We start from the raw sequence: 25319 nt of genomic DNA, 5'->3' as shown, positions 1-25319 counted from the left end.
GGCTGCTGTACTGCCGGCCCTGACGTTCATGATGACCGCGTGCGGGGCGCAGGAGCATGACGGAAAGGCAGCTCGGCAGGTCACGATGAACGAGCAGCAGGCGATCGACCGGGCGGAGGAGATCATCCACCAGGCGGTGGACGGCATGTCACCCAAGCCGACTCTGGAACATACGGGCCCCGAGACCATCGGCCCCTGCATCGCCCGAGACGACCACGGCCCTGACGACCGACTGCAGGTCACCCTCTTTTACAAGCTCACCGGTGTTCCGGGGGCCGAGGCCAAGAACGTCGTCCTACAGGCGCGGGATGCCTGGCTGAAGCAGGGCCACACGTACAACTCGTCGGATGAGGAGGACATGTCCGGCCCCTACCCCTGGGTCAGCATGCGCACGGAGCCCGATGACTTCTGGATGGAAGGCATCACCGGGGTCCTTGACCGCGCCAAGGGCGAGGGCCTCGCCACCCTCAAGGTGACATCGCCCTGCTTCCTCCCGCCGGGCAAGGTCACCCCGGTCCACCCCGCCGCGCCGCAGACCCCGTAGGCCTAGTCGTTCGTGCGGGGGAAGGAGCCGATCCCGCGCAGCAGTTCGAACAGGGCCGTCGACGTCGTGGCGAGGCCGGTGACGCCGGCGGCGAGGATCTCGGGCCTCCTGGCAGCCGCCGCCGGGGAGGTGTACACGAACAGCGGTACGTCCTCCCCGCGGGCGCGGAGCTCCCGGGCGAGCTCCAGGCCGGTGTCCGGGTGGGGGCCGTCGTCCTGGGTGCGGTCCAGGTCGGAGAGGACCGCGTCGAACGGCGGTACGGCGGCCGCGACGGCCGCGACCGCCTCGCGGGTGGAGGTGGCCTGCACCACCTCCACGCCCAGGGCCTGCAACTGCGCGGTCACGTAGGCGTTGTCCGCGGGGTGGTCGTCCACCCAGAGGACCCGGCGCAGGGTCCGGGCGGGGAGCTCCTCCCACCCGGCTGCGCCGGCCGGGCCGGTGGTGCTGATCGAGGCCAGTTTGCTCTGGATCTGGGACGTCGTCCGCACCAGCTGCTCCGAGAGCGCCTGCACCGACAGCTCCGCGCCCGCGACCTTGACGGTGAACCCCCGGGTCCGGACGATCTTCTTGATGATCGGGAACAGGCGCCACACCACCACGCCGACGATGAGCGGCCACGCCAGTGCGGTGAGCGCGTTGATCAGGTCTGCGGCGTCCTTCACGGCACCCCCGGCGTCCTCGGGTCGGAACACGGCGATGGTGCCACTGCGCCGGCCCTGCCGCGGCCCCGGCGCGCTGGTCGGCGCGGGGCCGCCTCCGTGTGGGTCAGGGGGTGGGCACCGCGCGGTGCCAGGTGGTGTGGTGGGGGTCCGGGGTGGCCGGGGGAGTGGTGGTGACGTGCAGTTCGGCGTCCAGGCCGAGGACCGTCGTCGTCGTGGCGCCCGCCGGTTCCAGGACGCTTGACGGGGCGCCCACGTAGAGCATCCGGGACTCCGTCCACGCCGGCGGCCCGCCGAGGCCCGTCGCGGCGATGGTGCCGGTGTCCGCGCGGCCCGACAGCAGGCGGCCCGCGACGCTCACCGCGCCGTAGCCCGCCCGGCCGCCGGCCTCCGAGATGCTGGAGAGCTGCGGCTTGCCCGAGCCCGCCGTGACCAGGACGCTGCGCACCACCCCCGAATCGGGCCGGCGGAAGTAGAGCCGGACGCCCGAGCCCTCCGGGACCGCCGTCAGCGGGACGGTGGTCGCGGGCAGCCCGGTGTGGAAGGGGCCCTGGAGGGGGGCGCCCGGGGCGGGCGCCGTCCAGGCCAGGACCGTCTTGCTGGTGGTGGCGTAGACGTGGCGGCGGCCCGCGGCGTCGGCCGCCGTGACCGGGTCGGCCTGCAGGTCGTCGCCGCCCAGGCGCTGCCAGGGGGTGAACCCGCCGTCCGGCTGCTGCTCGCGCACGCGCAGGGTGCGGCGGGAGTCCCGGACGTAGACGGCCAGGCGGCCCTGCGGGTCCAGGGCCGCCGAGGGCGCGCTGATCGAGGAGGTGCCCTCCTCGTCCGCCGTCTCGGGGGTGCCGAGCGACTGCCACGGCCCGAACGGCCCGTTCGGCGCGGCTTGCACGGCGTACACGATCTCGCGCCGGTAGTCGGCCGGCGCGGCGGCGAAGGCCGTACGGGTCGCGAGGACCGCGACGCGCCCGTCGGGGAGGCGGGCGGTGCTCGCGCCCGGGTCGATGCCGGTGCCGGGCAGCAGGGCCGGGCCGGTCCAGCCGCCGGTGCGGCCCTGGCGGGTCCAGACGGCCATCTGGCCGTCGAGGGCCGCGAAGGCGTAGAGCCGGCCGGGGGTGCCCTCCACCAGCCAGGAGGTGGTGTCGGCGCGGGCGTAGCGCAGGGACTGGGCCCAGTTGCGGCCGGTGGGGCTGCCCGCCACCTTGCGGTCGCCGCAGCCGGAGGGGCTGCCGCAGTAGTTCTGGTGGTCCTGCCAGGCGTAGGTCCTGAGGTAGCCGGTCTTCGTCTCGGCGGTCTGCGGGTCCAGCGCGTGCGGGAGGCTGCCGTTGTGGTAGCCGAGGTAGTTCTGCACCGAGAACCGCGGACGGCCGGTGACCTGCGCGGCGTACGAGGCGAGGGCGGCCTGCACGAAGCGGGCGCCGTACATGTGGTCCTGGTGGTCGGTGTACTTGCCGGTCTCCGGGTAGCGGCCCGGCGTCGGGTCCTGCATGCGTATCGTCGTCGGCCGGAAGCGGTCCAGGAGCCCGGCTATCGTCCGTATCACCTGGTCCTTGGTGTACGCGTAGTCCTGCCGGACCGGGGTGCCGGAGCTCAGCTGGGCGCCCAGCGCGGGTATCCGGCCGTTCCACAGGCCCCGCAGGCTGTCCGGATTGTCCGCCGTGGGATTGCGGGCCTCGCGCAGCTGCACCCAGACCAGGCTCACCTGCGGCCGGGCGATGAGGACGTCCAGCTCGGCCGCACCGCCGCCCGCGGTGGGTATGACCGTACGCCGCCACGGGCTGGTGCGGTCGCCGGTGGCCATCTGGGCGTAGGCGGACCGGATGCCGTTCTGCCGGGCCTCCGCGTAGTGGGCGCGGTCGGCGGGCTGTTCCGGGTCGCGGGCGTCGGCTCCGTGGGCCTCGTTGCGGCCGTCGGCCTCGCCGGAGGTCAGGTAGACGGTGGTGAGCCGGGTGCCGGCGGTGAGGGAGCGGCTGAGGTCGGGGTTCATGAAGAACAGGTCGTCGTCGGGGTGCGCGACGACCTGGACGACCGATCCGGCGGTGACGCTCGCCGGGAGCGCGGCGGCCGGGTTCTTCTCCTGGGTGGCCTCGGCGGACGTCTGCTCGCCGGTGGCGACGGCGAGCACGCCGGTGGCACCGACGGTGAGCACGGGAAGCAGGGCCGCGAGGAGGAAGCGGCGACGGGCAATCGGCATCGGTCACGCCTTGGGGTCGTTCCGGGCGGGAAAAACCGCTGAGCAGTCAGTGAGAGGCCAAATCGGGGGACTTGGTTCACCGATTTCCTCGATGACTGCTGCTTTCCGAAAACGACCGGATGTGATTGTGCCGTGCGGCGGTTCGGTGCGGGTTCGTGCCCGGCATGTGGACGGAGGCGACATCCGCCCGGGCCGACTCCTCTCCGGACGGGTCGCGTTCGCCGCGGCCCGCCGAGTCAGGGACCCGTGTTGCGGGGGCCCACCGGCTGCCAGGGGGCCAGGTGGGCGTCCGCCTCGTCCGCCGAAGAGCTCACGTACAGCCGTGCGTCGAGCCCCAGCACGGCCAGACTGACCATGGCCTTCCCGGTCATCGTGGAGGACGGCGCCCCGACGAACATCAGCTCCGACCGCGCCCACGGCCGGCCCGGGCCGAGGTCCGAGCCGAGCTGCCCGCCCGCCGTACGGCCCGCCAGGACGTGCCCGCTCGCCGTCACCGAGCCGAAGCCCTGGAGCCCGCCGAGGTCGGTGAGGTGGTTCACCTTCAGCCCGCCGTCGGCGGTGACCAGCGCGGTACGGACGTTGCCCGAGCCCGGCTTGCGGAACCACAGCCGCACCCCGCCCTCGCGGCCCTCGGCCGTCAGCGGGAGCGTGGTGTCCGGCAGCCCGGTGGCGGTGGCCCGGCCGAGGGGGGCGCCCGGCTTGGGCTGCGCCCACCCGGTCACCGTCTTGGTCGTGCTCGCGAACACCATGCGCCGCCCGGCGCCGTCCGTGGCGGTGACCGGGGTGCCGTGCAGGTCGGTGCCGCCGTACTGCTCCCACGGGCCCCAGCCGCCGTTCGCCTGCTGCACCCGGCCGCGCAGGCTGGACGCGCCGTCGCGCACGTACACCGCGAGCTGCCCGCCGCCGTCGACGGACACGGCGGGGCCGCTGATGTCGGAGGTCCAGTTCTCGTCGGCGGCCTCGGGCGTGCCCAGGGACTGCCACTCGCCGAACTCCTCGGAGCCCGGGGCCTTCTGGACGGCGTACACGACCTCGCGCCGGTACTCGGCGGGCCGGGCACCGAAGGAGGTGCGGGTGCCGAAGGCGGCGATCCGGCCGCCGGGCAGGGTGACGGTGGAGATGCCGGGGTCCATGCCGGTGCCGGGGAGCAGGCGCGGTCCGCTCCAGCTGCCGAGGAGGCCGGCCCGGTGCCAGACGGCGACCTGGCCGTCGAGCACCTTGAAGGCCCACAGCCCGTACGCCCGGTCGGAGGTCAGCCAGGAAGTGCCGGTGCCGCGGGCGTAGTTGACGGTCGAGGTCCAGTGGTTGCCCTCGGGGTGGTCCGCCACCTTCAGGTCGCCGCAGCCGGCGGTGCTGCCGCAGTGGTTCTGCTTGTCGAGCCAGGCGTAGACGCCCAGGATGTCCAGCTTCTCCTTGGCCTCGGCCGGGTCGAGGGTGCTGGGCAGCGAGCCGTTGACGTAGCCGAGGTAGTTCTGCACCGCGAAGTGCGGGCGGTCCTTGACGTCCTTGGCGTAGGCGGCGAGGGCCGCCTGGACGAAGCGGGCGCCGTAGAAGTGGTCCTGGTGGTCGGTGTACCGCCTGGTGTCGGGGAACCGGCCGGGCGTGGGGTCCTGGGAGCGGACGGTGGTCGGCCGGTACTGCTCAAGGAGGCCGACGAGGGTCCGGACGAGCTGCTCCTTGCCGTACGAGAAGCGCTGTTTGACCGGACTGCCGGAGGCGAGCACCGACTCCAGTCGGGGGACCTTCTCGTCCCACAGGCCGTGCAGGCTGTCGGGGACGTAGTCGTAGACGCTGCCGGCCTCGCGCAGCTGCAGCCAGACCAGGTTGACCTGCGGCTTGGCGACGAGGACGTCGACCTCGGCCTGACCGCCGCCCCGGGTGGGGACGACGGTGCGCTTCCATGCGCTGCCGCGGTCGCCGGTGGCCATCCGGGCGTAGGCGGCGCGTATCCCGTTCTGGCGGGCCTCGGCGTAGGCGGGCTTGTTGGCCGGGGTGGTGGTCTGCTTGGCCTCGACGGCGTTGATGCCGTCGGCTTCGCCGGAGGTCAGGTACACCGTGGTGACCGGGTGGCCGGTGAGCAGGGAATAGCGCAGGTCCGGGTTCATGAAGTACAGGTCGTCGTCGGGGTGGGCGACGATCTGCAGCACCCTGCCGGGGTCGGGGGCCTCGACGGGGGCCACGGTGGCCCGGGGGGTGGGGGCGGGCCGGGCGGCGAGCGCCGCCATGGCCTCGCTTCCGCGGAGCAGGAACATGACGGCGGCGGTGACGGCGGCGCAGAACCCGACGGCCTTGACGACCCGTCCCCACCGCCGCTGCCGCCCGTCCTCCGACCGGCGCGACCGGGCCGCGGCCTCGCCGCTGCCGCGGCCGGTACGGGGCCGCCCGGGCTCGGCGGCGCCGGTGCGGGAGGACCGGCGGGCGCCGGCGGACGCGGCTGCGCCCCGGCGCCGGGAGCCGCGCCCGCCGTCGCCGCGCCGGGCGGGCGCCGCGGCGGAGCCGGTGTGCGCGGCGGGACCCGGCCCGTACGGCTGCGCCCCGCCCGCAGCCCCGGCTCCGGGGACGCCGTGCCCGGCCCGGCGCGGGGCCGGGACGGTGTGGTGCTCGGGCGGGGGCACGGCCGCGCCGCCCCGGTGGCCGCCCTGCGGCGGGACGGGGCCGTCGGCCGCGCCGGCCTGGGGCGGGATGCCCTGGGGGCCCTCCGGGCCGTGGGGCCAGGGGTGTTGGGGCGGGGTCGGGCCGCCGTACGGGGCGTGCGGCGGGGCGAAGTGGCCTGCGGCCTGCTCGGGCGCCCAGCCGTGCGGAGGCGGCGCGGCCGGCCCGCCCCGGGCGTCGGCGTACGACGGGATGCCCTGGGGGCCCTCCGGGCCCGGGGCCCAGGCGTGTTCGGGCGGCGGCGTCGGGCCGCCCCGGGCGGGGCCGTTCCCGACCGGGCCGCCGGCCGCACCGCCCCCGTACGCGCCCTGCGGCGGGGCCGGGTGGCCGGCCGGGGCGGGATCCCAGGGGTGCCCGCCCGGCGGGACGGGCGGCTGCGGCGCGGGCGCCGGCGCGGAGGGGTCCCAGGCGGGGCCGGACAGCCAGGGCTGGGATCCGTCGGGCATCTGGGTCCTCGTGGCCGGTCGAGCGGGGACGACCCCGCCGGAGGCCGCGAAAGCCTTCCGTGGTGAACAGGGGGAGCGAGCGGACGAACAGTCGAACGAGCAGTCAGGGTAAGTAGTCGGATAAGCAGATAATCCGCCTCATGATACGTGGACCCACGCCCCGGTGAGTCGAACGCCTGCTCCGGCTAGGCTCAGTTCAGGCAGGCCAGGCCAGTGGCGGCGACGTACGCGGGAGGCGGCGGGATGACAGTCCCGGGACGCAGGAGCAGCACCTTCATCCGGCTGCTGCGCAGCGGCTTCACCGACCCCTCGGCCGCCGCCCGGCTGCTGGACTCCGCCGCGCTCGCCTCCGTACGCACCGATCCCGTGCTGCTCGACGCCCTCGCGGCCACCGCCGACCCCGACCTGGCCCTGCTCGGCCTCGTCCGGCTCGCCGAGGCGCAGAGCGAGGAGGAGCGACCCGTCCTCCTCGACACCCTCGTCAGCGCCAAACCGCTCCGCGACCGCCTCCTCGGCGTCCTCGGCGCCTCCGAGGCCCTCGCCGACCACCTCGCCCGCCACCCCCGCGACTGGCACGCGCTCGTCACCTACGAGGCCGCCGACCTGCACCCCGGCCTCGCCGAGTTCGAGCTCGGACTGGCCCAGGCCCACGACCCCATCGCCCTGCGCGTGGCCTACCGGCGCTGCCTGCTCTCCATCGCCGCCCGCGACGTCTGCGGCACCATCGACCTCGCCGAGACCGCCGCCGAACTCGCCGACCTCGCCACCGCCACCCTCCGCGCGGCCCTGCGCATCGCCCGCGCCGCGGCCCCCCAGGACGCCGCGCAGTGCCGCCTCGCCGTCATCGCGATGGGCAAGTGCGGAGGCAACGAGCTGAACTACGTCTCCGACGTGGACGTGATCTTCGTCGGGGAGGCCGTCAACGGCGCCGACGAGGCCAAGGCGATCCAGGCCGCCACCCGCCTCGCCTCCCACCTCATGCGGATCTGCTCGGAGACCACCGTCGAAGGGACGATCTGGCCCGTCGACGCGAACCTGCGCCCCGAGGGCCGCAACGGCCCCCTGGTCCGCACCCTCTCCTCCCACCTCGCCTACTACCAGCGCTGGGCGAAGACCTGGGAGTTCCAGGCCCTCCTCAAGGCCCGCGCGGTGGCCGGCGACCCCGACCTCGGCGCCCAGTACATCGACGCCATAACGCCGCTCGTCTGGCAGGCCGCCGAGCGCGAGAACTTCGTCGCCGACGTCCAGAAGATGCGCCGCCGCGTCGTCGACAACATCCCCGCCTCCCAGGTCGACCGCGAACTCAAACTCGGCCCCGGCGGCCTGCGCGACGTCGAGTTCGCCGTCCAGCTGCTCCAGCTCGTCCACGGCCGCAGCGACGCCGGCCTGCACTCCGGCACCACCCTCGACGCCCTCCAGGCCCTCGCCGCCGGCGGCTACGTGGGCCGCGCGGACGCCGCCCAGCTCGGCGACGCGTACCGCTTCCTGCGCGCCATGGAGCACCGCATCCAGCTCTACCGGCTGCGCCGTACCCACCTCGTCCCCGAGGACGAGGCCGACCTGCGCCGCCTCGGCCGCTCCCTCGGCCTGCGCACCGAACCCGTCGCCGAGCTCACCAAGGCCTGGCGCCGGCACGCCTCCGTCGTGCGCCGCCTCCACGAGAAGCTCTTCTACCGGCCGCTGCTCGACGCCGTCGCCCAGCTCGCCCCCGGCGAGACCCGGCTCTCGCCGCGCGCCGCCGGACAGCGCCTGGAAGCCCTCGGCTACGCGGACCCCGCCTCCGCCCTGCGCCACCTGGAGGCCCTCGCCTCCGGAGTCACCCGCAAGGCCGCCATCCAGCGCACCCTGCTGCCGGTCCTGCTCGGCTGGTTCGCCGACTCCGCCGACCCCGACGCCGGCCTGCTGAACTTCCGCAAGGTCTCCGACGCCCTCGGCAAGACCCCCTGGTACCTGCGGCTGCTGCGGGACGAGGGCGCCGCCGCCGAGAACCTGGCCCGCGTTCTGTCCGCCGGCCGCCTCGCCCCCGACCTGCTGATGCGCGCCCCCGAGGCCGTCGCCCTGCTCGGCGACCCCGAAGGGCTCCAGCCGCGCACCCTGGAGGCCCTGGAGCAGGAGGTGCTCGCCGCCGTCGGGCGCGCCGGCAGCGCCGAAGCGGCCGTCGCCGCCGCCCGCGGAGTCCGCCGCCGCGAGCTGTTCCGTACCGCCGCGGCCGACATCATCGGCTCCTACGGTACGGAGGACAGCCCGGCCGAGGAGGACCCCGGCGCCCTCGTCGACCGCGTCGGCGACGCCGTCTCCGACCTCACCGCCGCCACGATCGCCGGAGCGCTGCGTGCCGCCGTACGCGACCACTGGGGCGAGACCCTGCCCACCCGCTTCGCCATCATCGGCGTCGGCCGCTTCGGCGGCCATGAACTCGGCTACGGATCCGACGCCGACGTCCTGTTCGTCCACGAACCCCGCGAGGGCGTCGACGAACAGGAAGCCGCCAAGGCCGCCCAGACCGTCATCGCCGAGATGCGCCGCCTGCTGCAACTCCCCACCGCGGACCCGCCGCTGCTCATCGACGCCGACCTGCGCCCCGAAGGCCGCTCCGGCCCCCTCGTCCGCACCCTGTCCTCCTACGCCGCGTACTACCGGCGCTGGGCGCTGACCTGGGAGAGCCAGGCCCTGCTGCGCGCCGAACCGGTCGCCGGCGACATCGACCTCGGCCGGCGCTTCATCGACCTGATCGACCCGCTGCGCTACCCGGACGAAGGCCTCGGCGACGACGCGGTCCGCGAGATCCGCCGGCTCAAGGCCCGCATGGAGTCGGAACGCCTGCCCCGCGGCGCCGATCCCACCCTGCACACCAAACTCGGCCGCGGCGGCCTCAGCGACGTCGAGTGGACCGTCCAGCTGATCCAGATGCGCCACGCCTGGTCGCAGCCCTCCCTGCGCACCACCCGTACCCGCGAGGCCCTCGCCGCCGCCCAGGCCGCCGGGCTGATCCCGGCGGAGGAGGCGCAGATCCTGGACGAGGCGTGGGTACTCGCCACCCGCGTCCGCAACGCCGTCATGCTGGTCCGCGGCCGCGCCGGCGACACCTTCCCCTCGGAAGCCCGCGAACTGTCCGCCGTCGGCCGCTACCTGGGCTACGCGGAGGGCACGGTCGGTGAAATGCTGGACGACTACCGCCGCACCACCCGCCGGGCCCGCGCGGTGGTCGACGACCTCTTCTACGGCGCCTAGGAGCTCGGCGTTTTCAGGTCCAGCAGCGAGACGAAGGGGATCGCCGTGAGCCCGGAGACGTACTGGTCGACGCCGTACCGCTCGGCGGACTCGGCGTCGGCGGACACGCGGCCTCTGGAATCGAGTGGGGAAATCCGAGAGTCGACTGCGCTGCCCTGCTTGCTGAGCCAACGGGTCGAACTGACGTAGCGGGGCCTGCGCGTGACATTGATGATGTTGTTGTTGTGCCACACCTTCGCGTGATGAATTACGTAATCGGGGCAGGGGGCGGGCGAACAGTCGAAGAACCTGTCGGTCTTCTCCTTCCATGAGAAGACCGGAGATTGCAGACGCTTGTCGATCCTTCCGCGGTCCTCCCTCAGGAAGATGGCCGTCCACTTGGCCGTGATGAGATCGTATTTCGCGTCCGTGGGGATCTGGACCACCAACTCCTTGGTGAAGTCGGTTCCCGGCGCGATCCAGGCGTCCACGGGAAGGACCGGGCCGCTGTTGATCGTCCGGTACGCGATGGGCTGCACGTGAAGCTCCGTGTCGACACCGGCTTCCGCGTCCATCCGCCATTCCTTCGGGTCCGGCTCGGCCTTCTTCCCGTCGAAGGCGGATTCCCGTCCCTCCACCCAGTAGGCACTGTTGAGGACGTATCCCGGAACGACCCCGTCGTTCGTCACATGGAGCTTCACCGGAAGGTAGACGAGGGGGAGTTCCGGATCTGGAATCGGTTTCCCGAATTTCGCCTCCATCTTGAAATGGAAGAGTGCGGCATGGGGCTGGTACAAGGCTGAGTAGGAGAAGTTGGCCAAGGTCAGCAGAGCGGTGACCGCCACGGCTGCGGTGAAACTCCTGGGGTGGGTGATCCCTTTCCAGGCCCGCTCCCGCCAGATCGCCCAGACCGCCCACAGGGACCAGAGGGAGAGGGCGAGGAACACCGGCAGGTACGGCGTCCACTCGCGCTCCTGGAACCACACCGCCAGCAGCAGGCCCTCCGTCGCGACCGAGATGAGTACCCCCAGCACCACCATCACGCCCGAGAACCGCAGCGTCCGCTTCCCCCAGAAGTCGAACACCAGGGCCGCCGCGACCACCTGCGCCGCCCCCGAGAGCACGAACAGAACACCGGTCAGACGTCCCGAGAAGGTCAGTGCTCCCAGCGCGTCCACCGTGCCGATGTCGGCGAGGAGGAGCGCGGAGACGAGCAGACCCGCGACCAGAAGCGTAATCGTGGCGCGTCGGCGCCCCGCGCGGTCGGGCCACGAGGCGCTGTCCGCCCCGCGCCAGGACACGGCGGCCCGGTCCTCCAGGTCCATGTCCGCCGGCAGTCCCGCGCGGCGCAGCTGCCTGCGCAGATCACGCTGCGACCAGGCGCTGCCCGCCGGTGCGCCGTCGATGGTGACCTGACGCAGACCGCGCTCGTCGGGCGCCTGCACCACCACCCTGCGCCTGCTCATGCACCCAGGCTCGCGGCCCCGCGCGGGGAGTGCACACGGGGATACTCCAATCGCCCCCGTGGCCGGGCTACGCCGCCCGCACGTCCGGGGGCGGGCAGTCGCGGCAGCGGCCCGGGGTGGGGGAGCGGAAGGCGCGGTCGCAGCCGTCGCAGGTCCGGAGGGGGTGGACCGTGCGGTCCGGAGGTACGGGGTGCGCCGCGCCGGGATCCGGCAGCCGGGGCGGGAGCAGCTCCCGCAGGCGGTGGGCGAGCAGCCCCGACGGGGAGTGGATGGGCACCACCGGCAGCGAGCGGGTCAGGGCGTCGATGACGGCGCTCGGCGTCAGCCCGCGCTCCAGCCAGACGGCCGCGGCGGGCGCCAGCTTCACGGTGTCGCGCTCGGACAGCACCAGCCGGGGATCGCGCAGCCGCAGCCGGGCCAGCAGCTCCCGCGCCTGGAGCTCGGCTTCGGAGGCAGGCGGGGCGGGTTCCGGTTCGCGTTCCGGTTCAGGCTCCGGATCGGGGTCCGGAGCCTGCGTCCGGGCCGGTGCGGGTGCCGTCGCGGGGGGCGGGACAGGGCGCTCCGCCGCCTTCAACCGCCTGGCGGGCGGGTTGTTGTAAGACACCGTACGGGTGACGATCTGTCCCGAAGGGAGCCGCTCCCGGGTACGGGAGAGGTAGCCGTGGGCTTCCAGTTCCCGCAGGGCCGAAGCGATGCGGGTCTCGCCTTCGGTGAACCGCTGCGCCAGGGCCTTGATCGACACATCCGCGCCGGTGGGCAGGGACTGGATGTGCGTGGACAGGCCGATCGCCGTCAGGCTCAACTCGCTGTGCTGGGCGAGGTGGTTGCCGATCTTGACGTAGCGCTCGGGCTGCCGGTCTTTCTCGTGCATGACACCGGGCCTCTGAATGCGGTACGGAGCGCGTGAGGGCGCGCTAAGCTGCTGTTCAGCCACGGGAAGGGTCCTGTCTTCCTCAGCGGCGAGGCCCTCGGGCGGGACTGCAATCCCGCACGGGGGCCGTTCGCGTTTATGGGGTTGTCGAGATACAGAGTGCCCGGCGAATTGGCATATGCGCCAGCCGGGTTGGGGTGATTCACCCGTCCGGGTGAGAGGGGGAGGGGGGAGGTGGGGAGAGGTCATTTCCCCCGGTTGTTTTTCTTTAAGCGTCGGGCGGTTCCGGATATTGGCCCACCGGGTCGCGTAAACCTCGATCCGGCCAAAACGGATTTCCTGATTCACGCGGAGTTCCCGGACAAGGCGGACGAGGTTCTCGGTGCGGGCGGAACGATCACCGCGATGAAGGTGGACGTCGAAAAGGCGCGCTACCCCAAGAAGGTCCGGGATCTCTGTAACCGTCCGCATGGCGCGCCAGGAGATGTTCCACCGGCAGCCGTCGCCTTCGCTCTCCTTCGTGTTGGAGCAGGTCACGTTGGAGCCACCGATCGGCGGACGGGATGTGCTCCGCAGGCAGCTGGAGCACCTGCTCAACTGATGAGCCGCATGGTCACCGACGCCAAGGACATCAGATCCTCGAACTCCGTTGTGGCATCATCCGTTCACAGGCCCTCAGCCCGCGGGAGTCGAGGTCCCTCATCGAGAAAGTGCTGGGAGAGAGATGAGCATCAAGCCCTCGGTCGGCGTCCTTTCCGCACTGGACTGGGTAAAGAGCAGCCACGGCACGGTCCTCGTACGAGACTCCAAGGTCGCCGACGGTGACAGGCTGACGCTCACCCCGGCCGCTTGGACCGGCTTCGTCACTCACGCCACCGCGTGAGAACACTGGGTTCGGCCGTCAAGGCCGTGGTCCGCTACCGGCGGCCGGATCCGCGGTGCTGGGAGGTCGTCGTCACGGCCGTCTGCGATCACGTGCCCGACAGTTGGGACGCCGCCCGGGCGGTGGCCCAGGCCGGCCCCGCCGTTTCGGCGCACGCGGATCGGATCGCCGAGGCCCTCGACAAGCGGCTCGGGCGCGTCGAGGAACTCGCGCTCGCCCTCGCCGGGATGGGCGACGTCCGGGCGCTGCCCGCACTGCGGGACCTCGCGAAGCGCAACCGGCTCCCCAGCGGGCGTGCCGGAGGCCGCATCCTGGGCGCGATGCCCGCCGCGGAGCTGCTCCCGGCGGTGCTGCCCGGCCTGCGGCAGGAGCCGGAGCAGTACCACGCGAGCACCGTCACGCTCGAACTCCTCGCCGCGTGGGGCCCGGCCGCCGCGCCCGCCGTGCCCGACGTCGTCCGGTACCTGGAGACTCCGTACGCCTACGACGCCCTGCGCGTCCTCGGCCGGATCGGCCCCCCGGCCGCCGTCGCCGCGGACCGGCTGGCCGCGTACGCCACCGGCCGGGACGAGCTCGCGGGCCGCCTCCACCCACGGATGGCCGCCTGGGCGCACTGGCGGGTCACCGGCGACCCCGCGCTCGCCCTCGACGTGTGCGGCGCGGCCGTGGCATCCGGGACCGGCAGCCACGGCCTGCCCTTCCTCGCCGATCTCGGCCCGCTGGCCGCCGCGCACGCGGGCACCGTCCGCGGCTTGACGGAATCGCCCGGAGCGTGGACCCGGGTCGCCGCGGCGCACGCGTACTGGCGGATCACCGGGGACCCGGAACCTGCCGTACCGGTGCTGCTGGCGGAGGTGGACCCGCAGTGGACGGGCCTGCCCGCCCTGCCGACCCGGGAAGCCGTCCGCCGTCTCGGCGCGATCGGCGCCCCGGCCGCTGCGGCGGCGCCCCTGCTGCGCCGGATCCTGGCGTCGGCGGAGCGTCTCACCTACCCCTGGGAAAGCACGCGGATCCTGGCCGACGAGTCCTATGTCCGCACCCTGACCGAGGCCTTGGCGCAGATGGGTCGGAGCGGGCCCGCCGCCCCCGTACCGGAGCTCGTGCCCGCCGCCCGGCCAGGACTGCTGCAGAGGTGGCGGGAGGCGCGCGCAGCACGCCCCCGCTGACCTCGACGGCCGTCAGGGCCTCGGCGACCGTCCTCGTCGCCCCCTTACCCGCCGTCTTCCCCGCCGGGCTCGGCCTCGCCCGGCGGGTGGAGAGACGCCGCCCCGGACGAGCTGGCCGAGGCCCCGATCCGGCTCACGATGTCGGGCGGCCGCCTGGCGAAGCCATCAGGCGTGCAGCAGGCTCTGCGGGAGGTAGGCGGAGGTGACGCCGAGCCGCCAGCCGTGGACCTGGACGGCGAGCGCGGCCACGGCGATCGTGCCGGCCGGGAACAAGGTGCGGGGGGCCGCGTCGGCGTGTGCGCCCTCGCGGAGGCCGGCGAGGTTCCCGGCCAGGGCGCGTTCGAAGGCGGGCTGGTAGTCGTCGAGCAGGACGCGCAGCAGCCGTTGGTCCGGCGTGAGCACGCCGAGGCCGTCCAGCCGGCGGGCTGCCTCCGCGCGCTCGGCGGCGTCCGGCTTGCACAGGGTCGCGTCCGGCCAGTCCCGCGGCAGGTGCCCAGCCGCCCGGGTGAGGTAGAGGCACAGCGCGTCCATCTCGGCGAGCTCGGCCGGGTCGGAGTGCGAGTCGAGCGGCGAGTAGGGCACGCCGTCGTGGAGGGCGGGCGCGAAGTCATTGCGCAGCAGCAGCCCGATGACGCGGTCCCCCTCCCGCACCGCCCCGCTGACGACGCACAACGCGAAGGCGTCCAGCCAGGTCCGGGCGGTGGGCGCCTGGTCGACGGCGTCACCGAAGGAGATGTCCATGCTGCTGAGCTCCTCATCGAGCAGCGGGAACGGCACCTCGAAGTCGCCGTCGGGGAAGCAGCCGAGAGAGAGCTCCCCGAGCGCGCATTCGGCGGCCGTCCGCAGCGCACGGCGTACGACGGCTCCGCTCAGCGCGGGGTCGGCCTGCGTCTGCGCGCCGACGTGGTCGAGGAGGTCGTCGCGGGTCTCGCGGAGCCCCTTCAGGGACAGCAGCCCCCCGTACCGCAGCCCGTGCCAGTGGTCGTAGACCCGTCCGGTGACGTCGTCCAGTGCCTGGGACAACCGGTGCCCGCTGACCTCGTGCCGCATCACGTCCTGCACGCCGCCGCCTCCTTGATCGTTCCACCTTGCGACGCGCACGCTGACAACGCCCACTGACACCGCCCCCGGAGGGCGCGGCCGGGCTGCGGTCCGAACGGGGTGGCGGGTTACGTGCGGGGGAGCGGGACGGGCCTGCCGGCCGCGGCGCCGGACCGGTCAGCGGTCGCCGCGGAAGCGGTTCAGCACGGCCGCCGTCGCCGGATGCGGGCCCGCGTACACGGGGCGGCGCGGCAGCCGGTGCGGCAGCGATCCGTACCAGGCGCGCGAGAGGGAGTAGCCGAAGGCCAGGCAGAGCATGCCGCCCACCGCGTCCAGCCAGAAGTGGTTGGCGGTGGCGACGATCACCACGAGGGTCGCGGCCGGGTAGAGCAGGCCCAGGATCCGGGCCCAGGGGGCCGAGGCGACCGCGAAGATCGTCAGCCCGCACCAGAGCGACCACCCTATGTGCATGGAGGGCATGGCCGCGTACTGGTTCGACATGTGTTTGAGGTTGCCGGAGGCCATGGAGCCCCAGGTGTGGTGGACCAGCACCGTGTCGACGAAGTGCTGTCCGTTCATCAGCCGCGGCGGGGCGAGCGGAAAGCAGTAGTAGCCGACCAGGGCAACGCCCGTCGTGGCGAACAGGATCAGCCGGGTGGCCGCGTAGCGCCCGGGATGGAAGCGGTAGATCCACACCAGGACGCCCACCGTCACGACGAAATGCAGCGTGGCGTAGTAGTAGTTCATCCCCACGACCAGCCACGTCACCGAATTCACGGCGTGGTTGACGGACTGTTCCACGGCGATGCCGAGGGAGTGCTCGACCCGCCAGATCCAGTCGGCGTTCGCGAGGGCGGCCGTCTTCTGCTCGGGCACCGCGTTGCGGATCAGCGAGTACGTCCAGTAGCTGACCCCGATGAGCAGGATCTCGAACCAGATCCGGGGCCGGCGCGGGGCGCGGAGCCGGGTGAGCAGGGTATGTCGGCCCTCCGGGCGGGTATCCCTCTCGGTCACGTTGGGTGACGAGACATCCGTCCGGGTTTCCAGTGCCTTCACGCTCGCTTCACCCATGGGGAGAGAGTCTGCCAGATGGCTTCCTGCCTCCGATCATCCCTCTGGACGGTCTTGAGCGCAGCTCGCTCAGCCCTGCGGACGAGGGGATCCCCCACGTCCCCCCTACGCTCCCCGGCGCTGCCGCGGTCCCGAAGCGGTGGACCCGCGGACCACCAGCTCCGGCAGGAAGACGAACTCGCTGTGCGGGGCCGGCGTACCGCCGATCTCCTCCAGCAGCGTGCGCACCGCGGCCTGCCCCATGGCCTGCACCGGCTGCCGGATGGTGGTCAGCGGCGGATCGGTGAACGCTATGAGGGGGGAGTCGTCGAAGCCGACGACCGAGACGTCCTGCGGCACCCGCAGCCCCTGCTGGCGGGCCGCCCGGATGGCGCCGAGCGCCATCATGTCGCTCGCGCACACGATGGCCGTGCAGCCCCGCGCGATGAGCGCGGCCGCGGCGGCCTGCCCGCCCTCCAGGGAGTAGAGGGAGTGCTGGATCAGCTCCTCCGCCTCGGCCCCGTCGAGTCCGAGCCGCTCCTTCATCGCGAGCCGGAAGCCCTCGATCTTGCGCAGCACGGGCACGAACCGCTTCGGCCCGACGGCGAGACCGATCCGGCTGTGCCCCAGCGCCGTCAGGTGGGTCACCGCCAGGTGCATCGCGGCCCGGTCGTCGGGGGAGACGAAGGGCGCCTGCACCTTGTCGGAGAACCCGTTGATGAGGACGTACGGGACGCCCTGCGCGCGCAGTTGGTCGTAGCGGCCCATGTCGGCCGTCGTGTCGGCGTGCAGCCCGGAGACGAAGATGATGCCGGAGACGCCGCGGTCGACGAGCATCTCGGTCAGCTCGTCCTCGGTGGACCCGCCGGGCGTCTGCGTGGCCAGGACCGGCGTGTACCCCTGCCGGGTCAGGGCCTGCCCGATGACCTGGGCAAGCGCCGGGAAGATCGGATTGTCCAGCTCGGGCGTTATCAGGCCGACGAGGCCCGCGCTGCGCTGGCGCAGTTTCACGGGCCGCTCGTAGCCGAGCACGTCGAGCGCGGCCAGCACGGATTCGCGGGTGCCCGCGGCCACACCGGGCTTGCCGTTGAGCACCCGGCTGACTGTGGCTTCGCTGACCCCCGCCTGGGCTGCGATGTCGGCTAGCCGTGCGGTCACGGGATTGGACTGTACCGGTCGCACGCTACAAAGCCCACCAGGTGCACGAATCGGGGGGAAGAAGGACGGTGCGCCCGTCGGTCTCCACGGGCGCGCTGGAGAGCACGGGCCGCCCCGGCGAGGCCGTTTCGACCGGCTCGGAGCGGCTGTTGAGGCTGCACGCGAAGCCGGGCCGGGTGAACAGCAGCATCCCTTCCGGGGAGGGCAGCCAGGTCAGCGGGCCCGCGTCCGGTGAGCCGAGACCCGGCAGCGCCCGGCGCAGCTCCAGCGCGGCCCGGTACAGCTCCAGGGTGGAGTGCGGGTCACCGGTCTGCGCGGCGACGCTCAGCGCCGCCCAGTCCCGGGGCTGCGGGAGCCAGGCGCCGGCCGGGCCGAAGCCGTACGGGGGCTCCTCGCCGGACCAGGGCAGCGGGATGCGGCAGCCGTCGCGCAGTCCGTCCTGCCCGGCGGTGCGGCGGAAGGCCGGATCCTGGCGGACGGCGTCGGGCAGGTCCGCCACCTCCGGCAGGCCGAGCTCCTCGCCCTGGTAGAGGTACGCCGACCCGGGCAGGGCGAGCATCAGCAGCGCCGCGGCCCGGGCCCGGGCCAGCCCCTGCCGGCCGCCGCCGTAGCGGGTGACGTGCCGGACGACGTCGTGGTTGGACAGCACCCAGGTGGTGGTCGCGCCGACCGAGGCGGTCGCGCTCAGCGACTCGTCGATCACGGTGCGCATCGCGGCGGTGTCCCACGGGCAGTTCAGGAAGCGGAAGTTGAACGCCTGGTGCATCTCGTCGGAGCGCACGTACAGGGCCAGCCGCTCGGAGCTGGGCGCCCAGGCCTCGGCGACGCCGATGCGCGGCCCCTCGTAGGAGTCGAGCAGCTGCCGCCAGGCGCGGTGGATCTCGTGGACCCCGTCCTGGTCGAAGAAGGGGAGCGGCTCGGTGCCGATCAGGGTGGCCTGGGCCCCGTGCCCGATGTCGGGCAGGCCGGGCGCCTTGACCATGCCGTGGGCGACGTCGATGCGGAAGCCGTCGACGCCGAGGTCGAGCCAGAAGCGCAGGACGGACGCGAACTCCTCGGCGACCTCGGGGTGCTCCCAGTTCAGGTCCGGCTGCTGGGGGGCGAAGAGGTGCAGGTACCAGGCGCCGTCGGCGGTCCGGGTCCAGGCGGGGCCGCCGAAGACGGACTCCCAGTCGTTGGGCGGCAGGGCCCCGCCCGGGCCGCGGCCGGGGCGGAAGTGGTAGCGGCCCCGGGCGGCGGGGTCGGTGAGGGCCTGCCGGAACCAGGGGTGCTGGTCGGAGGTGTGGTTGGGGACCACGTCCACGATGATCCGCAAGTCCAGCGCGTGGGCGGCGCGGACCAGCTCGTCGGCGTCGGAGAGGTCCCCGAAGAGCGGGTCGACGGCCCGGTAGTCGGCCACGTCGTAGCCGCCGTCCGCCTGGGGGGAGACGTAGAAGGGCGTGAGCCACACGGCGTCGACCCCGAGCCGGGCCAGGTGCGGCAGGCGCGAGCGCACCCCGCGCAGGTCGCCCACGCCGTCGCCGTCGCTGTCCGCGAAGGACCGTACGTACACCTGGTAGATGACGGCATCGCGCCACCAGCCGGCGCTTGCGGCGGTCTTGCTGGAAGCGCTTGCAAGCCGGGGTGCGGTCAGCTCATGGGTCATATCGGGGTCAACGCCGCCACACGCCCCGTGGTTGCGGGCCTGGTCACCCGAAGGTGGTTCGAACTAACAGCAAGCTGCGGCCACCGTACGGACACGCGGATGTAACGATCCCCTCCGCTTGCAGAAAATTGCCGCAAGCTCTTTCGGACAGCTTTCGGGCTTGTTACGTTCTCGGCAACTCGGGACCGCGAGGGAGCGGCCGGGATCATCGAAGGAGTTCATATGCGGCGTGGCATAGCGGCCACCGCGCTGGTCGCGACCCTGGCGCTCGCGGCGACGGCTTGCGGCGGTGGCACCAAGGACGACGGTGGCGAGACCAAGGCCGGCGGGGAGCTCTCCGGCACGGTGACCTACTGGGACACCTCGAACGACGCCGAGAAGGCCAGCTTCCAGAAGATCGCCGAGGCGTTCACCGCGAAGCACCCGAAGGTGACGGTCAAGTACGTCAACGTCCCGTACGGCGACGCGCAGAACAAGGTCAAGAACGCCTTCAGCAGCGGCTCCGAGGCCCCCGACGTGATCCGCGCCGACGTCGGCTGGGTGGCCGACTTCGCCTCGCTCGGCTACCTCGACGAGGTCCCCGCCGAGACCGTCAAGAAGGTCGACGCCGAGTTCCTGCCGCAGGCCGCGGCCAGCGGCAAGTTCGAGGGCAAGACCTACGCCGTGCCGCAGGTCATCGACACCCTCGGCCTCTTCTACAACAAGAAGATGCTCGCCGACGCCGGCGTCCAGCCCCCGAAGACGCTGGAGGAGCTGAAGACCGCCTCCGCCGCCATCAAGGCCAAGTCCGGCAAGGCCGGCCTCTACCTGCGCGGCGACGACTCCTACTGGTTCCTGCCCCTCATCTACGGCGAGGGCGGCGACCTCGTCGACGCGAAGAACAAGGCGGTCACCGTCGACAGCCCGGCCGGCGTCAAGGCGTTCAAGACCGCCCGCGACCTGGTCGCCTCCGGCGCCGCGATCACCAACGCCACCGACGGCTACGTCAACATGCAGACCGCCTTCAAGACCGGCGAAGCCGCGATGATGATCAACGGTCCGTGGGCCGTCGCCGACACCTACGCCGGCGAGCAGTTCAAGGACAAGGCGAACCTCGGCATCGCCGCCGTCCCGGCCGGTTCGGTCAAGGCCGGCTCCCCGCAGGGCGGCCACGACCTCGCCGTCTTCGCCGGTTCCAAGAACCGCGCCGCGTCGCACGCCTTCGTCGAGTACATGACCTCCCAGGAGGTGCAGGTCCAGTCCGCCAAGGAGCTGAGCCTGCTGCCGACGCGGACCGCCGCCTACGAGCAGCCCGACGTCAAGTCCAGCGAGATGGTCCAGTTCTTCAAGCCGGCCGTGGACAAGGCCGTCGAGCGTGCCTGGATCCCCGAGAACGGCTCCCTCTTCGAGCCGCTGAAGGTCGAGTACACCAAGGCGATCACCGGGGCGTCGAGCCCGGAGGACGCGGCCAAGGCGGCCGGCGTCGAGTTCCGCAAGATCCTCAAGGGCTGGAAGTAAACAAAACGATGGCTGCTGACACCAGCCAGTCGGTGGCGAAGGCCGCGGGCAGCGACGGGAAGGACACCGTCGCCGCCCGCGGCCGGAGCCGCAGGACTGACAGCGCGAACAGCGGGAACCGCGGTGGACTGAGGCGCGCCCTCGCCACCCACTGGTACGCCTGGGCCATGGTCGCCCCGGTGGTGCTCGTCCTCGGCGTGATCATCGGCTGGCCGCTCGTCCGCGGCATCTACCTGTCGCTGACCGACGCCAACGAGCGCAACGTCGCCCGCACCATCGGCGTCCGCCACATCGACGCGACGTACCACTTCGTCGGGCTCGACAACTACGCGGCCGTCCTCGGCGACCCGGTCTTCCTCCAGCGGCTGGCCTGGACGATCGCCTGGACCGTCCTGTGCGTGTCGATCACCTTCACGCTCGGACTGGCCCTGGCCAACATGCTCAACCGGGACTTCCGGGGCCGCGCCGCCTACCGGATGGCGCTCATCCTGCCCTGGGCCGTCCCCGGCTTCGTCTCCGTCTTCGCCTGGCGGTTCCTCTTCAACCGCGACAGCGGCATCCTCAACAAGATCCTCGACGGTGGCGGCATCTCCGCGATCCCGTGGCTCGACGACCCCACCTGGGCGAAGTTCTCCGTCGTCGCCGTCAACGTCTGGCTCGGCATCCCCTTCATGATGGTCGCCCTGCTCGGCGGGCTGCAGTCCATCCCCGGGGAGCTCTACGAGGCCGCCGAGATGGACGGCGCCACGGCCTGGCAGCGGTTCCGGCACATCACCCTGCCCGGGCTGCGCGCGGTCAGCATGACCGTGATCCTGCTCTCCACCATCTGGACCTTCAACATGTTCCCGGTGATCTTCCTGCTGACGCGGGGCGGACCGGGCGACTCCACCGAAATCCTCGTGACCCAGGCCTTCCGCGAGGCCTTCGTGGCCAGCCCGCGCGACTTCGCCGGCTCCGCCACCTGGGGCGTGCTCATCCTCGCCCTGCTCATGATCTTCGCGCTGGTCTACCGGCGCTCGCTGCGCAAGCAGGGAGAGGTGTGGTGACCGTGACGACCCCGCGTACCCCGCGCACCAGGGGGCAGCGCTCGCCGCTCGCCTCCGCCGGCCTGCACGCCACCCTGATCGTCGCGTCCGTGATCGCCGTCTTCCCGGTGCTGTGGGTCCTGCTGACCTCCATCAAGCCCGCGAAGCACGCCATCTCCACGGACTTCGTGAAGGAACCCACCCTCGACAACTACCGGTACCTGCTGGAGTCGACCTCCTTCCTCACCTGGTTCGGCAACTCCGTGCTCGTGGCCGGCGTCACCACCGTCCTCGGTGTGTTCATCGCCGCCACCACCGGCTACGCGGTCAGCCGGTTCAAGTTCCCCGGCATGAAGCCGCTGATGTGGACCCTGCTCATCACGCAGATGTTCCCCATGGCCATCCTCATCGTCCCGCTGTACAACCTCATGGGACAGCTGGGGCTGCTCAACCAGCCGATCGGCCTGATCATCACGTACCTCACCATCGCGGTGCCGTTCTGCGCCTGGATGATGAAGGGCTTCTTCGACACCATCCCGGTCGAGATCGACGAATCCGGCCGCGTCGACGGGCTCAACCCCTTCGGCACCTTCTGGCGCCTCATCCTCCCGCTGGCCAAGCCCGGCCTGGCCGTCACCGGCTTCTACTCCTTCATCACCGCCTGGGGCGAAGTCGCGTACGCCTCCGCCTTCATGGTCGGCGACGAACACCTCACCCTCGCCGGCGGCCTGCAGACCTTCGTCACGCAGTACACCTCCAACTGGGGTGCGATGAGCGCCGCTTCCGTCCTCATCGCCATCCCCGCCGCCTTCTTCTTCCTCTTCGCCCAGCGTCACCTCGTCGCCGGGATGACGGCAGGCGCGACCAAGGGCTGACCACCCCGGCCAGCCCCCGCCCGCCCCCACACACCCCCGGCCCGATCTCACAAGGACGACATGACCCAGCACCTCGCCGACGCACTGGCTTCGGACAGTGACCTCCCCACCACGACCGGCACGCGGCCCGGCTGGTGGAGAGAAGCGGTGATCTACCAGGTCTATCCGCGCAGCTTCGCCGACTCCAACGGGGACGGCATGGGGGACCTCGAAGGCATCCGCAGCCGCCTGCCCTACCTCAAGGACCTCGGCGTCGACGCCGTCTGGCTCAGCCCCTTCTACGCCTCCCCGCAGGCCGACGCGGGCTACGACGTCGCCGACTACCGCGCCATCGACCCCATGTTCGGCACCCTGCACGACGCCGACGCCGTCATCCGCGAAGCGCACGCACTGGGCCTGCGGATCATCGTGGACCTGGTCCCCAACCACTGCTCCGACCAGCACGAATGGTTCAAGCAGGCACTGCGCGAAGGCCCCGGCAGCCCGCTGCGCGAACGCTTCCACTTCCGGGCCGGACGCGGCGAGAACGGCGAACTGCCCCCGAACGACTGGGAGTCGATCTTCGGAGGCCCCGCCTGGACCCGCGTCGCCGACGGCGAGTGGTACCTGCACCTGTTCGCCCCCGAGCAGCCCGACTTCAACTGGGAACACCCCGCGGTCCAGGACGAGTTCCGCTCCATCCTGCGCTTCTGGCTCGACCTCGGCGCCGACGGCTTCCGCATCGACGTCGCCCACGGCCTGGTCAAGGCCCCCGGCCTGCCCGACCTCGGCCACGACGAGCAGCTGAAGCTCCTCGGCAACCAGGTGCTGCCCTTCTTCGACCAGGACGGCGTCCACGAGATCTACCGCTCCTGGCGCACGGTCCTCGACGAATACGCCGGCGACCGCATTGGCGTCGCCGAGGCCTGGACGCCGACGGCCGAGCGCACCGCGCTCTACCTGCGCCCCGACGAGCTGCACCAGGCCTTCAACTTCCACTACCTCAACACCGGCTGGGACGCGGACGCGCTGCGCTCCGCCATCGACGACTCGCTCGACGCGATGCGCCCCGTCGGGGCTCCGACGACGTGGGTGCTGTCCAACCACGACGTGGTACGGCACGTCACCCGCTACGGCGGCGGCGCACAGGGCCTCGCCCGGGCCCGCGCCGCAGCCCTGCTGATGCTGGCGCTGCCCGGCTCGGCGTACGTCTACCAGGGCGAGGAACTCGGCCTGCCGGAGGTCGTCGACCTGCCCGACGAGGTCCGCCAGGACCCGTCGTTCTTCAAGGAGAACGGCCAGGACGGGCTGCGCGACGGCTGCCGCGTGCCGATCCCCTGGTCCGGCGACGAGGCCCCGTACGGCTTCGGGACGGGCGGCAGCTGGCTGCCGCAGCCGGCCGAGTGGGCGGGGCTGAGCGTCGCCGCCCAGACCGGGAACCCGGGCTCGACCCTGGAGCTGTACCGGGCGGCGCTGCGGATCCGCCGCGAGCACGGCGCCCTGGGGGCGGGCGACGCGGTGGAGTGGCTGGAGGCCCCGGCCGGCGTACTGGCCTTCCGCCGCGGGGACTTCGTGTGCACCGTCAACACCACCGGCGAGCCGGTGCGGATGACGGCGCCCGGCACCGTCCTGCTGGCCAGCACGGACCCGGCCGACCCGGACACGCTGCCCGCCGACACGGCGGTGTGGTGGCAGGGGTGACCTCCCCGCTCCGGCTGACGGACATCGCCGCGCAGGCCCAGGTCAGCGAGGCGACCGTCAGCCGTGTGCTCAACGGCAAGGCAGGCGTGGCGGCCGGCACCCGGCACAAGGTGCTGGCCGCCATGGACCTGCTCGGCTACGAACGGCCCGTGCGGCTGCGCCGCCGCAGCAACGGTCTGGTCGGACTGCTGATCCCCGAACTGACCAACCCGATCTTCCCCGCGTTCGCGCAGGTCATAGAGCAGGCGCTGGCCGGGCACGGCTACACGCCGGTGCTGTGCACGCAGACGCCCGGCGGGGCCACCGAGGACGAACTGGTGGAGCAGCTGGAGGAGCGGGGCGTCACCGGCATCGTCTTCCTGTCCGGGCTGCACGCGGACGCGGCGGCCGACCCCGCGCGCTACCAGCGCCTCGCCGCGCGCGGGGTGCCGTTCGTGATGATCAACGGCTTCAACGAGCACGTGAACGCCCCGTTCATCTCCCCGGACGACCGCGCCGCGGCGGACATGGCCGTACGCCACCTTGAGGACCTGGGCCACCGCCGGATCGGCCTGGCCATCGGGCCGACGCGCTACGTGCCCTCGGCACGCAAGGAGGCCGGCTTCCTCGCGGCGGTCCCGCAGGCGGAGGCCGAAGGCCTCATCCAGCGCACCCTGTTCACGGTGGAGGGCGGCCACGCGGCGGGCGGTGCCCTGCTGGACCGCGGCTGCACGGGCATCGTGTGCGGGAGCGACCCCATGGCGCTCGGCGTGATCCGCGCGGCCCGCGAACGGGGGCTGCGCGTACCGCAGGACGTGTCGGTGGTCGGCTTCGACGACTCGCCGCTCATCGCGTTCACGGACCCGCCGCTGACGACGGTCCGCCAGCCGGTCCGCGCCATGGCGACGGCGGCGGTCGGCGCCCTCCTGGAGTCGGTGGGCGGCACCCCGGTGCAGCGCACGGAGTACGTCTTCCAGCCGGAGCTGGTGGTGAGGGGGTCCACGGGGGAGGGGCCGGGGGGAGGTTCCGCCCCCTGAGCACCCCACCCGCACCCGGCGGCTGCCCACCCGCCCGCAGGGCGGCTGCGAAGGCGAAGGCAGAGGACGCGGGACACCGCCGCCCCTGCCGGACCGGGTTGGAGGGTGGGGCGGGGGCTTCGGGGGGCGGGATACCCGCACCCGGCATCGGAGAGGGTCCGGGGGCGTCCCGTCAGTCCACTGTCCTTCCGTGTCGTGCCGGGCCGTCAAGGGCGCTCTCTTCGTTCGCGTCGCTTCGCGATGGCCT

Annotated in this window: 18 protein-coding genes and 1 pseudogene; 10 read left to right on the top strand and 9 right to left on the bottom strand. The window is 72.6% G+C overall.

Features of this window, described 5'->3' with window-relative positions; genetic code table 11:
• Positions 1–85 precede the first annotated feature (85 nt).
• Positions 86–544 (top strand): hypothetical protein, encoded by a 459-nt coding sequence (locus ABZ128_RS20720; RefSeq protein ID WP_356850127.1) that lies wholly within the window; start codon positions 86–88, stop codon positions 542–544.
• Positions 545–546: 2 nt separating this feature from the next.
• Here the strand turns inward: ABZ128_RS20720 and ABZ128_RS20715 are convergent, their stop codons facing one another.
• The 3 genes from ABZ128_RS20715 to ABZ128_RS20705 form a co-directional block, all read right to left on the bottom strand.
• On the bottom strand, positions 547–1236 hold the full coding sequence (locus ABZ128_RS20715; protein WP_356850126.1) for a response regulator: 690 nt from the start codon (positions 1234–1236) through the stop codon (positions 547–549).
• A 73-nt stretch (positions 1237–1309) separates the two neighbouring features.
• Positions 1310–3391 (bottom strand): PIG-L family deacetylase, encoded by a 2082-nt coding sequence (locus ABZ128_RS20710; protein ID WP_356850125.1) that lies wholly within the window; start codon positions 3389–3391, stop codon positions 1310–1312.
• A 236-nt stretch (positions 3392–3627) separates the two neighbouring features.
• The gene (locus ABZ128_RS20705; RefSeq protein WP_356850123.1) at positions 3628–6489 is read right to left on the bottom strand and encodes a PIG-L family deacetylase; all 2862 of its coding nucleotides are present in this window, start codon (positions 6487–6489) and stop codon (positions 3628–3630) included.
• Positions 6490–6732: 243 nt separating this feature from the next.
• Between ABZ128_RS20705 and ABZ128_RS20700 the strand changes: the two genes are divergently transcribed.
• Positions 6733–9720 (top strand): bifunctional [glutamine synthetase] adenylyltransferase/[glutamine synthetase]-adenylyl-L-tyrosine phosphorylase, encoded by a 2988-nt coding sequence (locus ABZ128_RS20700; RefSeq protein ID WP_356850121.1) that lies wholly within the window; start codon positions 6733–6735, stop codon positions 9718–9720.
• On the opposite strand, the gene ABZ128_RS20695 is transcribed toward ABZ128_RS20700, so the two are convergent.
• Both ABZ128_RS20695 and ABZ128_RS20690 read right to left on the bottom strand, forming a co-directional pair.
• Positions 9717–11165, bottom strand: a complete 1449-nt coding sequence (locus ABZ128_RS20695; RefSeq protein WP_356850120.1) for a hypothetical protein — start codon at positions 11163–11165, stop codon at positions 9717–9719. The genes ABZ128_RS20700 and ABZ128_RS20695 overlap by 4 nt on opposite strands.
• Positions 11166–11232: 67 nt before the next feature.
• Positions 11233–12036: a helix-turn-helix domain-containing protein gene (locus ABZ128_RS20690; RefSeq protein WP_356850118.1), complete on the bottom strand. Its 804-nt coding sequence runs from the start codon at positions 12034–12036 to the stop codon at positions 11233–11235.
• 360 nt (positions 12037–12396) lie between these two features.
• Between ABZ128_RS20690 and ABZ128_RS20685 the strand changes: the two are divergent.
• The 3 genes and pseudogenes from ABZ128_RS20685 to ABZ128_RS20675 form a co-directional block, all read left to right on the top strand.
• Positions 12397–12764, top strand: a pseudogene (locus tag ABZ128_RS20685) (Scr1 family TA system antitoxin-like transcriptional regulator); the annotation flags it as partial.
• Positions 12761–12919, top strand: a complete 159-nt coding sequence (locus tag ABZ128_RS20680) for a DUF397 domain-containing protein (RefSeq protein ID WP_356850116.1) — start codon at positions 12761–12763, stop codon at positions 12917–12919. The pseudogene ABZ128_RS20685 and the gene ABZ128_RS20680, both read left to right, overlap by 4 nt.
• Complete coding sequence (locus tag ABZ128_RS20675) at positions 12916–14085, top strand: hypothetical protein (protein WP_356850114.1); 1170 nt, start codon at positions 12916–12918, stop codon at positions 14083–14085. The genes ABZ128_RS20680 and ABZ128_RS20675 overlap by 4 nt, the downstream gene beginning before the upstream one ends.
• Positions 14086–14250: 165 nt before the next feature.
• On the opposite strand, the gene ABZ128_RS20670 is transcribed toward ABZ128_RS20675, so the two are convergent.
• The 4 genes from ABZ128_RS20670 to ABZ128_RS20655 all read right to left on the bottom strand — a co-directional run bounded on the left by ABZ128_RS20670 (position 14251) and on the right by ABZ128_RS20655 (position 18979).
• Positions 14251–15147 carry an immunity 49 family protein gene (locus ABZ128_RS20670; protein WP_356850113.1) on the bottom strand — a complete coding sequence of 299 codons (897 nt, stop codon included), beginning with the start codon at positions 15145–15147 and terminating at the stop codon, positions 14251–14253.
• A gap of 156 nt (positions 15148–15303) precedes the next feature.
• The gene (locus ABZ128_RS20665; RefSeq protein ID WP_356850111.1) at positions 15304–16197 is read right to left on the bottom strand and encodes a phosphatase PAP2 family protein; all 894 of its coding nucleotides are present in this window, start codon (positions 16195–16197) and stop codon (positions 15304–15306) included.
• A 105-nt stretch (positions 16198–16302) separates the two neighbouring features.
• Positions 16303–17334, bottom strand: coding sequence for a LacI family DNA-binding transcriptional regulator (locus ABZ128_RS20660; RefSeq protein WP_356850109.1), 1032 nt, complete (start codon positions 17332–17334; stop codon positions 16303–16305).
• Between the two features lie 25 nt (positions 17335–17359).
• Positions 17360–18979, bottom strand: coding sequence for an alpha-amylase family glycosyl hydrolase (locus ABZ128_RS20655; RefSeq protein WP_356850107.1), 1620 nt, complete (start codon positions 18977–18979; stop codon positions 17360–17362).
• Positions 18980–19201: 222 nt separating this feature from the next.
• Between ABZ128_RS20655 and ABZ128_RS20650 the strand changes: the two genes are divergently transcribed.
• Genes ABZ128_RS20650 through ABZ128_RS20630 form a run of 5 tightly spaced genes read left to right on the top strand, consistent with a single transcriptional unit; the run spans position 19202 to position 25072 of the window.
• Complete coding sequence (locus ABZ128_RS20650) at positions 19202–20476, top strand: extracellular solute-binding protein (RefSeq protein ID WP_356850106.1); 1275 nt, start codon at positions 19202–19204, stop codon at positions 20474–20476.
• 8 nt (positions 20477–20484) lie between these two features.
• Positions 20485–21522, top strand: a complete 1038-nt coding sequence (locus tag ABZ128_RS20645) for a sugar ABC transporter permease (protein WP_356850104.1) — start codon at positions 20485–20487, stop codon at positions 21520–21522.
• On the top strand, positions 21519–22376 hold the full coding sequence (locus ABZ128_RS20640) for a carbohydrate ABC transporter permease (RefSeq protein ID WP_356850102.1): 858 nt from the start codon (positions 21519–21521) through the stop codon (positions 22374–22376). Before ABZ128_RS20645 ends, ABZ128_RS20640 begins: the two co-directional genes overlap by 4 nt.
• 60 nt (positions 22377–22436) lie before the next feature.
• Positions 22437–24056 carry a glycoside hydrolase family 13 protein gene (locus ABZ128_RS20635; protein WP_356850100.1) on the top strand — a complete coding sequence of 540 codons (1620 nt, stop codon included), beginning with the start codon at positions 22437–22439 and terminating at the stop codon, positions 24054–24056.
• Positions 24044–25072 carry a LacI family DNA-binding transcriptional regulator gene (locus ABZ128_RS20630; protein ID WP_356850098.1) on the top strand — a complete coding sequence of 343 codons (1029 nt, stop codon included), beginning with the start codon at positions 24044–24046 and terminating at the stop codon, positions 25070–25072. Before ABZ128_RS20635 ends, ABZ128_RS20630 begins: the two co-directional genes overlap by 13 nt.
• The last annotated feature ends 247 nt before the right edge of the window (positions 25073–25319 follow it).

This window comes from Streptomyces sp. NPDC006326 (assembly GCF_040612915.1).
In the GTDB taxonomy this organism is placed as follows: domain Bacteria; phylum Actinomycetota; class Actinomycetes; order Streptomycetales; family Streptomycetaceae; genus Streptomyces.
This window is presented reverse-complemented; position numbering and strand designations above follow the sequence as displayed.